The sequence below is a fragment of the Pantoea sp. sgz302252 genome (assembly GCF_042610525.1).
GTDB lineage: Bacteria > Pseudomonadota > Gammaproteobacteria > Enterobacterales > Enterobacteriaceae > Erwinia.
Window position 1 is genome coordinate 26,482 of the sequence record NZ_JBHDVM010000010.1, and the last position, 12,591, is coordinate 39,072.

Consider the following 12,591-nt stretch of genomic DNA (forward strand, 5'->3'; position numbering starts at 1 on the left):
TCTCGTTCGCTGCCTGAAAGTGCGGTAAAAATCTCCGGACTTTTAATTTTAATTGCAACTTGAAACAGAGCTCTTATGGGTTTATGCTCTGGTCATAAGGCGAAGGTGTGTTAATGGACTACGCATTAGATACGTTACTCAGTTTGCACGGCACCCGGTATGAGTATCCCTGTGGTTACTGGATTGAAGTCACCGGGTAGAAGCCAGTGTTAACAGACCGCACGGCATCAGATACAACCTGACGCTACACGATCATCACAATCAACGTGTATACGGTATAGATAATGCGCATGCGCCCCACTGTCCGCAAAAAGGGATGTCCAGGGCGTTAATCCGGGGATGGGATCATGAGCATAAAACCATGACCGATAAAGGCACGCCTTACGATTTCGTTGATGCAGCGCAGCTCATGGAACGTTTTCGTAGAAAAAATCATCGCCAGGGTTGAGAGATAAACCAACTTACAGAGGGAAATTATGAAGGCACTTATCGGCGTGATGCCGGAAGCAGAATTCCGGGAACGCGTAATGGCTATCGTCAAACGGGACTACGTTCCTGAAGAAAACGAACCAAAAATTTGGTTCTCATCTTTGCATGCCGTTGCGCAAATCCTGAGTCCAGAAAACCTGGCGCTGCTGGATATGATGGATCGCGAAAAGCCAGAAAGCATTTCACAGCTGGCCGAGCTGTCAGGCCGGGCGGTAAGCAATTTATCGACTACGCTTTCAACGCTGGAAAAGCATGGCTTTGTGAAAAAGCTCAAAGGAAAAAACTGTATCAGGCCTGTGGCTATGTTTACCGAATTTGATATCAGAACCGAGCATTTCCCCCCAAGAAGAGCAAGAGCGGCGGCGTAAAAGGACAGGAACAGCAGCGACTCGCTATGCTGTGCCTGTCCATTGAGGCGGGTTTAATTAAATCAGTCGCGCGAAGCGCTGGTGGCGATTAGCGCGCCAAGGAAAACGCCGATAGCCGCGCCAATACCAACGCCGTGCCACGGGTTATCGCGAACAAAAGTATCTACATGCTCGCCTGCGTCTTTAGCCACCTGAGTAACGCGGCTGCCGCCGCCGTTAAGCTTAGCGCGCGTCTCTTTCAGCAGCGCCTGTGCCTTGTTGCGGGCCTCATCGACTTCATCTTTAGATTTGCTGCCGTAAGATTTCAGCAGGCCGTCAAGGGTATCGGCCAGCAAAGTGACGTCCTGATTGATATCCACATCTTCATTCTTTGTTGTGCGGTTAAACATTTAGCGCTCTCCTGGAAATGATACGGACTATTTACTATAGACTATCAGAGAGATATTTCGTGCGCCGTCCCGTCGCGCACCCTGTTTCTGGACAATTCCGAAAGCCCTGCGCCCTGGCGCTAAGGTAAGGTGGCGGAGTTGGCAAGTATTAGAGGATTAAGCATGTATCTACGCCCTGATGAGGTCGCTCGCGTACTGGAAAAAGCGGGATTCGAAATGGACGCCGTAACCCCAAAAACCTATGGATATCGCCGTGGCGACAGCTATGTGTATGTTAACCGCGAAGCGCGCTTAGGCCGTACCGCGCTGGTGATCCATCCTACATTAAAGGAAAAAAGCCACAGCTTTGCGGAACCCGCTAACGAGGTGAAAACCTGCGAGCACTACGTGCAGTTTCCGGTGTATCTGGTTGGCGACGGCCAGGATCACTATGGCATTCCACACGGCTTTAGCTCGCGCGCCGCGCTGGAGCGTTATCTGGAGTCCGTATTCGACTGAGCCAGCGCCCGGTAATTGCGCTGAAAGCGCTGCTTTACGTTTCCTGACGTTGCAATAGCGTTACAGACCAGGTATAACTCCTGGCCTATGTAGAAGTTTAGACGTCTATACGGATAACGGCATGCAGCATTCTCAGGACAATACGCAACAATTTAAACGCAGCATGAAAGCGCGCCATCTGGTGATGCTTTCGCTCGGCGGCGTGATCGGCACCGGCCTGTTTTTTAACACTGGCTATATTATTTCCACCACCGGCGCGGCGGGAACGCTGCTGGCCTATCTGATAGGCGCGCTGGTGGTTTATCTGGTTATGCTCAGCCTCGGTGAGCTTTCCGTGGCGATGCCGGAAACCGGCGCTTTTCATGTCTACGCCGCGCGCTACCTTAGCCCGGCCACAGGTTATACCGTTGCCTGGCTCTACTGGCTCACCTGGACCGTCGCGCTTGGCTCAAGCCTGACCGCAGCCGGTTTCTGTATGCAGTACTGGTTTCCGCAATCGCCGGTCTGGCTCTGGTGCCTGCTGTTTTGCGTACTGATTTTCCTGCTTAACGTTGTCTCTTCCCGCTTCTTTGCCGAAGGCGAGTTCTGGTTCTCGCTGATTAAGGTCGTCACTATTCTGGCATTTATCGTGCTGGGCGCTGGCGCCATGTTCGGTTTTATTCCGCTAAAAGACGGCAGCAGCGCGCCGTTTTTCCATAACATCACCGCGCACGGCTGGCTACCGCACGGCGTGCTGCCGATCCTGATGACCATGGTCGCAGTGAATTTTGCTTTTTCCGGCACCGAGCTGATAGGCATTGCCGCTGGCGAAACGGAAAATCCCCATAAAGTGCTGCCGCTGGCGATCCGCACCACGGTTGCGCGGCTGATCATCTTCTTTGTTGGCACCGTGCTGATTCTGGCCGCGCTGATCCCCATGGACCAGGCTGGCATTGTGAAAAGCCCATTCGTGCTGGTGTTCGAAAAAATCGGCATTCCCTATGCGGCAGATATTTTTAACTTCGTAATTCTGACCGCTATTTTGTCGGCAGCTAACTCAGGGCTGTACGCCTCGGGCCGTATGCTCTGGTCGCTCTCCAACCAGAATACGCTGCCGCGCTGTTTTGCGAAGCTGACGCGACGCGGTATTCCGCTAATGGCGATTTCAGTGAGCATGCTGGGCGGCCTGCTGGCGCTCTTCTCCAGCGTAGTGGCACCGGATACGGTTTTCGTCGCGCTTTCTGCTATCTCCGGTTTTGCCGTGGTAGCCGTCTGGCTGAGCATCTGCGCCGCGCACTTTTTCTTCCGCCGCGCGCATTTGCGTGCAGGCAAGCCGCTGACCGATCTTAAATATCGCGCGCCGTGGTTCCCGGTAACGCCGGTCCTGGGCTTTGTGCTCTGCCTGCTGGCCTGCGTTGGCCTGGCTTTCGATCCCGAGCAGCGCATCGCGCTATACTGCGGCCTGCCTTTTATCGCCGTTTGCTACGGCGCTTACTATTTCACTCAGCTGCTGCAAAAACGCGAGCAGGCAAAGGAGACTCAGCGTGCTGTCGATTAATGAAGTACAACAGCAGGTCGCCGCCGGTCTGGTGCTGGATGGCGCAATGGCGACCGAACTGGAAGCGCGCGGCTGCGATCTGGCCGACTCGCTCTGGTCGGCCAAAGTGTTGCTTGAAAACCCCGAGCTGATTTATCAGGTGCATTACGACTACTTTAAAGCGGGCGCGCAGGTGGCGATCACCGCCAGCTATCAGGCGACGCCGCAGGGCTTTGCGCAGCGCGGACTGGATGAACAGGCTTCGCTGGCGTTAATTAGCCGCAGCGTGGCGCTGGCAACAGAAGCCAGAACGGCGTATCTGGCCGAGGAACCGCAGGCTGGCCCGCTGCTGGTAGCGGGTTCTGTCGGCCCTTACGGCGCGTTTCTGGCCGATGGTTCTGAATATCGCGGCGACTATACGCTGCCGCAGGCGGAAATGATGGCTTTTCATCGCCCGCGGGTAAGGGCGCTGGTAGCAGCAGGCGCGGATCTGCTGGCCTGTGAGACGCTGCCTTCTTTCGCTGAAATCCAGGCGCTGACGGCGCTACTGACGGAATTCCCTGCCACGCCAGCCTGGTTCTCTTTCACGCTGCGCGACAGCAATCATCTTAGCGACGGTACGCCGCTGGCCGACGTGCTCGCTTTCCTGGAAGATAAGTCGCAGGTGGTGGCGCTGGGCATCAACTGCATTGCGCTGGATAAAGTCACGGCTGCCCTGAAAGTCTTCTCTGCGCTGAGCGCGAAGCCGCTGGTGGTCTATCCCAACTCCGGCGAGCAGTACGATGCCGTCAGCAAAAGCTGGCACAGCGACGCCTCAGGCTGCTCGCTGGTTGACAGTCTGGCGGAATGGCAGGCCGCAGGCGCGAAACTGATTGGCGGCTGCTGCCGCACCACGCCCGCCGATATTAAAGCTATAGCGCAACGCTGCCGATAACCGCTACAGAGCTTTATAATGACGCTCGCCAACGGCGGGCGTAAATTTTTAAATCTCGCCGTCACCGCTAAACTATTCTCACTATTTAACCTGGCAGGAAAGCTTATGAGACTTATTTTACTGGCGCTGGCCTCGGCGTGGCTTCTCAGCGGATGCGCGACCATCGTGGGCGACAAAACTCAGGATGTAACCATTCAAAGCTGGCCGCAGGGCGCGAAATTCGTGGTGCAGGATGAAACGGGCAGGGCGGTGGCGGAAGGTTTTACGCCGAAAACCGTGACGCTGGCGAAATCTGACGGCAGCTATTTCGGCAAGAAAAAATTCCTGCTGATGCTGGAGCAGCCCGGCTTTGTGCCGCAGACCATTCCGCTGAATGAAAAAGCCAATCTCTGGTATCTGCTGGGCAATATCCCGCTGGGCGGCTTCCCCGGCTGGCTGCTGGTCGATCCCTTTAACGGCGGCATGTACCATATTGAAGAACCGCCAGCGCGGATTATCATGAATCCTGTCGGCGCGCGCGGCTAGCTGAACGGGCTAAGCGGCCCGCGCTGCGGGCCCTTTATTACTGCGCAGTTGGCTTGACCATCGTGTGCGGCGGCTTGTGCTTCGCCAGATACTGATGCTGGAAAATGCACATGCGGATCGTATTGCGATATTCACCGTTAATGAAAAACTCGTGGATTAGCTCGCCTTCGATCTCAAAGCCCAGCTTGCTGTAGATATGGATCGCCTTCTTGTTCTCTTTATCGACGATTAAATAGAGCTTGTAGAGATTCAGCACAGAAAAGCCGTACTCCATCGCCAGCAACACCGCCTTGCTGGCTAACCCTTTGCCCTGATGGCCCGGCGCGATAATAATCTGAAACTCCGCGCGGCGGTGAATATGGTTAATTTCCACCAGCTCTACCAGCCCGGCTTTTTCTCCCTCATGCTCTACCACGAAGCGGCGTTCGCTCTGATCGTGAATATGCTTATCGTAAAGGTCGGAAAGCTCCACAAACGCCTCGTAAGGCTCTTCGAACCAGTAGCGCATTACGCTGGCGTTGTTATCAAGCTGGTGTACAAAATGCAGGTCTTCACGTTCCAGCGGACGCAGTTTTACCGTCTGTTCGGCAGACATAAATCATCCTGTCAGCTAAGGCGATATTGCCCGCAGGCAGTATAGATTTTACGACGGGAAAAAAGCGGGAAATTAATACCGCCAGCGAGGAAAAGTGCTGGCGGTTGAGGAAGCGTTGCGGATTAGAAATTGTAGCCGACTACTGCGTAGTAGCCCCAGCCGGTAGACTTCACTTCGAAGTTGCCGCTGCCGAAGTTTAGCTCCTGGCCATCGGCCCACTGGCCGCCGTTGTGGAAATAACGCGCCACAAACGAATAGTGCCAGTGATCGTAAGTCAGCGACAGCACATGGCTGGAAGCGATAGAGTTGCTGGTGCGGGAAGCATCGCTCTTGTCGCGCAGATCGGAGCCCCAGTCAAAGTTGGTAAAGCCGACATAGCTCAGCTTGCCGCCCCATACCGAACCGATTGGCACAAAGTACTTCACCTTGAAGCGATAGCCATCCCAGCTGTTCTCGTTAGCCGCACCGTAGTTTTCCCACTGGTATTTGGCATAAACGTTCAGCGACAGGTTCACCGGCGTATGGGTATCGATATCGGTGCCCAGACCCATATACCAGGTATTCTGGCGGTTATCGCTGTTGCGGCCCATATCGTAGATATAGTTGTTAGCGAAATACCACTCTTTGATTGGCCCAATGCTCAGATCGGTATTGGTCAGCTTATCGATGGAGAAGCGCGGCTCGATCTCCATAAACATTGGCGAGCCGTGGTCGAAAATGCCGTTGGCGTTAGAGTTGCCCACGCCAAAGAAATTGGTTAAATCCAGATAGCCGTAGAAATCGAACCAGTCTTTTTTCGCGAAGGCTTCATATTCCAGATAGACGTCGTTATTGAACTGCGGCCCGAAACGGGTATGGGTGCTGCCCACAACGTTAACGCTCTGGTGCCACCAGTCAGACACATACTGCGGCTGCTCGGGAGCAGCCTGGGCGCCGTAAGAAAGCGCCACCAGCGCGCCAGCCATCAGAGATTTATATTTCATTATATTACCACATGCTTTTCGACCATTTTCTGCAGCCCGCGCGATGGTCTTTTTTGTCGTTATCCGGAACGGAACGGGAAGGCGGTTTCAATACCGAAAACACCCGTGGCGAATGCCGGAGAAGTGTGCCGTCATTCGCGCTTTAGGAAATAGATATAGCTCACGGTTGTCAAACTCTGTTTCATTTCATTTTAATTAAAGTGTGATATAGATCACGCATTGCGCGGAACTTAAGCGCGCCAGTGTTTGTCAGGCCCGATCGGCGCTTTTTGGTAACAGGTAATCGTTTGCCCGGCTGACTACGTATTTTTCGGCAGGATCAGTAAACGTAACCAGAAGAGAAGCAGGCGAAAGGGAACAGGATTGCTATAAGAAATACTTATATAATCAGAGGGTTTCAGGATGAATTTTAACCATTATCACCGGGCAAACAGGAAACAGAATAGAGGCAGCAGCGGTTTGCTGCTGCCTCATTTTCAACCCAGCTCAGGCAAAATTTTGTCCAGTTTAGCCGCATCGGCTTTATCAATGCGCCGTAGCGGCAAAGGCAGGTTATCCGCTGCTGTTAGCGACATTTTTATCGCCAGTTCGGCCACCACGCGCAGGCTGCCATATTGCGCAAACAGCGCCCATAGCGGCGCGAGGCGACGTCAGCAGCCACCAACCGTCGGATCAGTCCACTAAAAGCGCGTTCATCAATAGCTTTTTCATTCATCAGCGTTAAGTGAAACGCGCTAAGACCAGTAAACATCAAAGCTCCTTGCTGACCTGAGGAAATATTCCCGCAGCGTAGCGCCAGGCATGCAGAAGATAAAGCGGCGCAGAGCGGGAACGGCTGCTTATATTAACGCTATGTAAATATTTATATAACAGTTTGGCGTCAGTATGATGGCAGCAGATTGCTGAACCTGAAGCGATGGAGGGCCTGTGACTGGAGTAAAGCATTACGGGCCATGGACGGCCCGTACTGAGCTGCCACGGAGGGCGCTTTTTGCGTCTTTACGGAAGACACAGGCCCTCCTGAGCCTGCACCGGCATACTTTGTCATCAAGCTCGCGATTTCAAACACTAAGGACGCCTTAATGCAGCTGTTTATGTTTTACGTTGGCGGTAACGCCGGAAAATCCAATATTGAAGTGCATGATATTCAGTTTGTCGCGGCTGAAAAGCCGAAGGATGCCTGGCCAGCTCTACGCGAGGCCTGGTTTGGCGATGCGGACAAAATTCATATCGACGGCTATGCGCGGATTACCTGGGCAGATGGTTACGCCATCAGCCTTTCCGCTACGCCGCCGCAGGACAAAAATCGGCTCTTTTTTGTTAACGCTGGCGCTTATCATCCTTCTTCGCTGGCCGAGCTGCATGCCTTCGACCTGTTCGTGGCAAAAAGCGTTAAAGAAGCGAAAGCCAAAGGGCTGGCTACGCTGCTGAAAGGCGCGCTGCACCAGCATAAAGACAATCTGGCGGATGTGGATGATTGCCTGCTGCTGGATAAAGTTGGCGATCTCTATATTCACCTGACGCCGTCAGAAGCGGGCGAGCCTTTCCGGCCGGAATGGCAGGGCTATCAACCCATTGGCGTGCGGGCCTGATCTTTCAACGGCGGCCTTAATGTTGCCTTAATATTTTTCAGGGAAACTCTTCTTATCAACCTGAGGAGAGCACCATGAAGCAGCAGCACAGCCGTCCGATCAGTGAATACACCGCCGTGGTTTTTAGCGTCCTTGTTGTTCTGACCTTCCTGCGGATCTGGTTTACCGCCTGAACCGGCGCTAAGGAAATTTTACCGCCGCCCGGCAGCCTGCGGTGTTGGGCCGGTTTTCCAGAAAGAACTGCGCCTTGTGCAGCTGCGCGATACGGCTGACGATGCTCAGCCCCAGCCCGATGCCGCCGTAGCGGCTGTCCATACGGACAAAAGCGCGGCTCAGTTCGCCGCTTTTACTCTCATCTATACCTGGCCCCTGATCTTCCACAGCCAGCAGCAGCGCGCCGGAAGCATCACCTACCAGAATGGTAATAACCGTCCCGGCAGGACTGTAGCGATGGGCGTTTTCAAGCAGGTTCCTCAGCAAAACTTGTAGCAGCGTAGCATCTCCACGCACTGTGGCATCGGCGGTTACGGTGACCTCCAGTTGCTGCTCGCGCTGTTGCAGCATCGACTGCATTTGCGCACGCATTGGCGCGACCACATCTTTCACCAACGAAACCTGCTGATAATTGCCCGCGGTAAAAGATTGCCCGACGCGTGCCAGCTGTAATAGCTGCGCTACGCTGTTAGTCATCTGATCCAGACGCTCAATCAATGGACGCACGTTAATCTCGTGTTTCTTCTCCAGCAGCTCCAGATGCAGCCGCAATCCGGCCAGCGGCGTGCGCAGCTCGTGGGCGACATCGGCAGTAAATAACCTCTCTCGCTCCAGGCCCGTTGTCAGGCGCGCAATCAACTGGTTCACCGCCAGCGTCACGGCATCCACTTCACGCACTGACCTGGCGCAGCTGATGGGATCGAGATCGTTTTCACTGCGGTTTTCCAGCTGTTTTTGCAGCTCCGACAGCGGCCGCGTAATCCATTTAACCACCTGAAAGCAGAGCAGCAGAGCCAGCGTAATCATAATCAGGCTCGGCACGGCCAGGCTGGCGACCGCTTCGTGAATCTCTTTCTCTACATGTTTGTGCTGATCGCGGTTATGCAGCGCCGCGTCCACCAGCAGCTGGATCTGCTCTTTACTTTCATGCCACAGCCACGCCACGCTGATAACCTGGCAAAGCAGCAGGATCAGACCTACCGCCATCAGCAGGCGAAAGCGCAGCGTGTTGCCGCGGTGCAGGAAGAAGCGTTTAATCATTAAGCTTTTCAGCCTCTGGTTTAATCAGGGCGTAACCAAAGCCGCGCACGGTGCGGATTGCCGCTCTGCCGATTTTGTCGCGCAGATTATGAATATGCACCTCAAGCGTATTGGTGGACGGCTCTGTTTCCCAGTTATAGATATCGTTGTAGAGGATTTCCCGGTGGACCGGCTGGCCAGCCTTCAGCATCAGGCGTGACAGAATCGCGTACTCTTTCGGCGTCAGATCCAGCAGCCTGCCGGCAAGGTGGATCTGGCGATGGGTCATATCCAGTGCAAGCTGGCCGAAAGTGAGCTGGCTGTTGCCCTGATTAACATCGCGGCGGATCAGCGCCCGGATGCGTGCCAGCAGCTCATCCAGCGCGAAAGGCTTGATCAAATAGTCGTCCGCGCCCGCATCCAGCCCGGTAATTCTGTCGCCAACCGTATCCCTGGCGGTCAGGATCAGCACGGGATACATCTTTTTCTGACGGCGCAGGCGCAGCAGCAGGCGCAGGCCGTCTTCGTCCGGCAGGCCCAAATCGAGGATCAGCAGACTGTACAAGCTGCTGGCCAGCGCGCCCTCGGCGGCGCGGCTGGTGGCTACGCCATCGCAAACGTAGCCTTCGCCTTCCAGCGCCATCACCAGGCCCTGCAACAGCAGGGCATCATCTTCCACAATAAGAATTTTCACTAAGGGTGACTCCGGCACGCGGTCAGTATATCGTCGCCAGGCGCGTATTCATGGGTTGCCGTCCCGGTCAGGCCCAGCACCGTGGAGAAAAAATTATCCTGCGACCAGCTATCCGCCGTCAGCTTCTTCATACAGTTCATATCCACCGCGTGGCGCTGCTGATAATCCGGCGACAGCCAAATCAGCATCGGCACATGCTTCTGTTCCGCAGGCGCTATCGCATAAGGCATGCCGTGCAGATAAATACCGTTTTCGCCCAGCGATTCACCATGATCGGACAGGTAAACCAGGCTGGTGGTAAAACGATCCTGATGTGATTTTAATACAGCGATCGCCTTATCGACGATGTAATCGACATAGAGCAAAGTATTGTCATAGGTATTGACCAACTGCTGCTGTGAACAATCCTGAATCTGATTGGTGTCGCAGGTCGGCGTAAACTGGCGGAAGCGAGGCGGATAGCGATTGTAATAGGTTGGGCCGTGGCTACCGATAGTGTGCAACACAATAACGCCGTTACCCTGCAACTGGTTAATATAATCGTCCAGGCCGTGAAACAGAACCTCGTCGTAGCATTCGCCTTTGATGCACTGGCCCGGCAGATTCAGGCTGGTCATATCCTGATGCGGTACCCGATCGCAGGCACCTTTACAGCCGCCGTCGTTTTCGTTCCACAATACGTTAATGCCCGCACGCTGCACGATATCCAGCAGGCCTTCGCGATGGCTGGCAAGCACGTCGTCATAATGCGCGCGCGGCATGCCGGAGAACATGCAGGGCACCGATATCGCCGTAGCCGTTCCGCAAGAGGTGGTATGCGGGAAATAGGTTACGTCATCTTTTGCCAGCAGGGGATTAGTCTGGCGCGAATAGCCGGAAAGCGAAAAATTATCCGCCCGCGAGGTTTCGCCCAGCACTATGATAGTCAGGCTTTTTTTGGCGCCGACAGGCTGCGGATTTTGCTGCGCGTCTTCGCCCATCCTGACCAGCGGCAAATGCGTCAGCTGATTATGCCTGTACCAGGAAAGCGTGGCGGCAATGCTGTTGGAAGGGCTCAGCGACTTCACCAGCTCTTTATGATTGCGGAACAGCGAGGCGTAATCTTTATAAAACAGCAGCGCCACAACCAGGATTAAAAAGGCAGAGGCAACCAGGCTAATGGCGCGCGGCACCACGCTTTTTAACAGTGAATCGGGTTTTTTAATACGCAGCCAGAAAGCCAGCGCTGCCGCCAGCACGCCCAAAACCAGTACGCTGATTACAAATTGCGGCGTCATCAGCGCCAGGGATTCCGACGCGGTGGTATCCAGCATATTCACGATCATGGAGCGATCGAGAACGATATTATAGTTCCAGATAAAATATTGCGCGGCGGCGGAAACCAGCACGAACAGGGCGATCAGCAGCCTGTCCAGCCAAAAAAACGAGGCCAGAGTAACCACGATATTGATGACGCTAAAGGCCACCAGCGGCATGGAGAGAAACACCAGCGTGCTGTGCCAGTTATCAAGAGGCATGGCCGCCACAACCTGACGATAAAAGGCAAAATTAAGAAACAGGGCGATGTAGAGCGAAAACAGGATCAAAAAAAGGTGCCGACTCAGCGACACTCTTTTAAGCTGCATCAGTGACATACCAGCAATCCAGAGCAAGAAAAGAGAGCGCCAGAGTGCCAGCCGAAGGTTAGGAAAACCTTAAGAAGCTAAGAAATGGCCGGGCTTTGCCCTGAGGCCTGCGGGTTTTTCATTTCGCCCGTAAGCCAGAACTTTTTATAGCGAGCGGGCGGAATGCCGACCAGATTATGAAAAATGCGATGGAAATTATTAACGTTATCGTAGCCTACCGCGTTAGCGACTTCCGTTACGCCCAGGTCGGTACTGAGCAGTAAAGACTGCGCCTCGCCGATCCTTCTTCGGGTCTGATACTGTTTTGGCGAATAGCCGGAGAATTCTTTAAACAGATGCGCCAGGTAAAAACGGTTCATATTTAATTCCGCCGTAATCGATCTGAAATCGATATTCTCCTGATAGCGCTCATCGATAAAATCTTTGATACGTTGGCCCACCGACTGCACGCTATTTTCAGCGACTTCGGTTTTTTCTTCCCAGATTGTCAGGCAGATAAGCAGCAGCGCCTGTAACAGGCTATGGCCGATTTCGCTGGCCCAGGGCTTTTTACTGTTGAGGTGATCCCACATTTGCAAAAATAGCTGGCGGATCTCGGAATAATATTGCCCGCTCGGCATCATTACTTTTTGCCCGCGCGGGGTTAAATGATTCAGCGGCAGCCCGCCAATTTTTAGTTGCTCTACGCCGCAGCTAAATAACATTAAATCGTCCGAAGCATGCGGACGCTCATCATGCAGCACGCCCGCATTGAACAGCAGCAGATCGCCCTGTTTTGCCTGGTAAAGGCGGCCATCGATATGATAGGTGCCGCTGCCCCGCATAATAAACATCAGCTCAAAGCGTTCTTCATGACGGTGCATCACGCGCGGCGTGGCGGCACCGATACCGTCGGCTTTGCACATAAACAGCAGCCTGGGCCGCGTACCCTCGGCAAAGCTACCCATAGCGGGTTGTTCATTCAGGCAAAATGTCAGCATAGGCTCTCCGGTGGTGCTCCTCAGCATTTTTACATCAACGGCCGCAGCCGGTCGTCATCATTTTTGCTTTTTCATTAACACTAACCTGATGATTATTAACATATCGGCTTGCTGGTAGCCGTCGAAAACCCTCTTTTTTTGCTCTGTACGATCGCCATCACACTTTATCC

The 12,591-nt window shown here is 54.0% G+C and carries 15 protein-coding genes; 7 read left to right on the plus strand and 8 right to left on the minus strand.

Annotated elements, in window-relative coordinates:
* Positions 1-238 precede the first annotated feature (238 nt).
* Both ACETPC_RS17235 and ACETPC_RS17240 read left to right on the plus strand, forming a co-directional pair.
* Positions 239-448 carry a hypothetical protein gene (locus ACETPC_RS17235; RefSeq protein WP_380183744.1) on the plus strand — a complete coding sequence of 70 codons (210 nt, stop codon included), beginning with the start codon at positions 239-241 and terminating at the stop codon, positions 446-448.
* Positions 449-476: 28 nt separating this feature from the next.
* The gene (locus ACETPC_RS17240; RefSeq protein WP_380183453.1) at positions 477-857 is read left to right on the plus strand and encodes a MarR family transcriptional regulator; all 381 of its coding nucleotides are present in this window, start codon (positions 477-479) and stop codon (positions 855-857) included.
* Between the two features lie 62 nt (positions 858-919).
* Here the strand turns inward: ACETPC_RS17240 and ACETPC_RS17245 are convergent, their stop codons facing one another.
* A complete protein-coding gene (locus tag ACETPC_RS17245) occupies positions 920-1,246 on the minus strand; it encodes a DUF883 family protein (protein ID WP_380183455.1) in 327 nt (108 codons plus the stop codon).
* 162 nt (positions 1,247-1,408) lie between these two features.
* On the opposite strand from ACETPC_RS17245, the gene ACETPC_RS17250 reads away from it, so the two are divergent.
* From ACETPC_RS17250 to ACETPC_RS17265, 4 genes are all read left to right on the plus strand, one after another.
* Positions 1,409-1,744, plus strand: coding sequence for a DUF2002 family protein (locus tag ACETPC_RS17250; protein WP_380183457.1), 336 nt, complete (start codon positions 1,409-1,411; stop codon positions 1,742-1,744).
* Between the two features lie 121 nt (positions 1,745-1,865).
* Positions 1,866-3,281 carry an S-methylmethionine permease gene (gene mmuP / locus ACETPC_RS17255; protein WP_380183459.1) on the plus strand — a complete coding sequence of 472 codons (1,416 nt, stop codon included), beginning with the start codon at positions 1,866-1,868 and terminating at the stop codon, positions 3,279-3,281.
* Positions 3,271-4,194 (plus strand): homocysteine S-methyltransferase, encoded by a 924-nt coding sequence (mmuM, locus tag ACETPC_RS17260; RefSeq protein WP_380183746.1) that lies wholly within the window; start codon positions 3,271-3,273, stop codon positions 4,192-4,194. Before mmuP ends, mmuM begins: the two co-directional genes overlap by 11 nt.
* Before the next feature lie 105 nt (positions 4,195-4,299).
* On the plus strand, positions 4,300-4,719 hold the full coding sequence (locus ACETPC_RS17265; protein WP_380183461.1) for a hypothetical protein: 420 nt from the start codon (positions 4,300-4,302) through the stop codon (positions 4,717-4,719).
* A 37-nt stretch (positions 4,720-4,756) separates the two neighbouring features.
* Here the strand turns inward: ACETPC_RS17265 and speG are convergent, their stop codons facing one another.
* From speG to ACETPC_RS17280, 3 genes are all read right to left on the minus strand, one after another.
* Positions 4,757-5,314: a spermidine N1-acetyltransferase gene (gene speG / locus ACETPC_RS17270; RefSeq protein ID WP_380183463.1), complete on the minus strand. Its 558-nt coding sequence runs from the start codon at positions 5,312-5,314 to the stop codon at positions 4,757-4,759.
* A 122-nt stretch (positions 5,315-5,436) separates the two neighbouring features.
* Positions 5,437-6,297 (minus strand): nucleoside-specific channel-forming protein Tsx, encoded by an 861-nt coding sequence (locus ACETPC_RS17275; protein ID WP_380183465.1) that lies wholly within the window; start codon positions 6,295-6,297, stop codon positions 5,437-5,439.
* 577 nt (positions 6,298-6,874) lie between these two features.
* Positions 6,875-7,048, minus strand: a complete 174-nt coding sequence (locus tag ACETPC_RS17280; RefSeq protein WP_380183467.1) for a hypothetical protein — start codon at positions 7,046-7,048, stop codon at positions 6,875-6,877.
* 331 nt (positions 7,049-7,379) lie between these two features.
* Between ACETPC_RS17280 and ACETPC_RS17285 the strand changes: the two genes are divergently transcribed.
* Positions 7,380-7,889 (plus strand): DUF1543 domain-containing protein, encoded by a 510-nt coding sequence (locus ACETPC_RS17285; protein WP_380183469.1) that lies wholly within the window; start codon positions 7,380-7,382, stop codon positions 7,887-7,889.
* A gap of 180 nt (positions 7,890-8,069) precedes the next feature.
* Here ACETPC_RS17285 and pmrB read toward each other — a convergent pair whose 3' ends face one another.
* From pmrB to ACETPC_RS17305, 4 genes are all read right to left on the minus strand, one after another.
* Positions 8,070-9,143, minus strand: coding sequence for a two-component system sensor histidine kinase PmrB (gene pmrB / locus ACETPC_RS17290; protein WP_380183471.1), 1,074 nt, complete (start codon positions 9,141-9,143; stop codon positions 8,070-8,072).
* Positions 9,136-9,816, minus strand: a complete 681-nt coding sequence (gene pmrA / locus ACETPC_RS17295) for a two-component system response regulator PmrA (protein WP_380183473.1) — start codon at positions 9,814-9,816, stop codon at positions 9,136-9,138. The genes pmrB and pmrA overlap by 8 nt, the downstream gene beginning before the upstream one ends.
* A complete protein-coding gene (eptA, locus tag ACETPC_RS17300) occupies positions 9,816-11,450 on the minus strand; it encodes a phosphoethanolamine transferase EptA (RefSeq protein ID WP_380183475.1) in 1,635 nt (544 codons plus the stop codon). Before eptA ends, pmrA begins: the two co-directional genes overlap by 1 nt.
* 68 nt (positions 11,451-11,518) lie before the next feature.
* Positions 11,519-12,421, minus strand: a complete 903-nt coding sequence (locus ACETPC_RS17305; protein ID WP_380183477.1) for an AraC family transcriptional regulator — start codon at positions 12,419-12,421, stop codon at positions 11,519-11,521.
* Positions 12,422-12,591 lie beyond the last annotated feature (170 nt).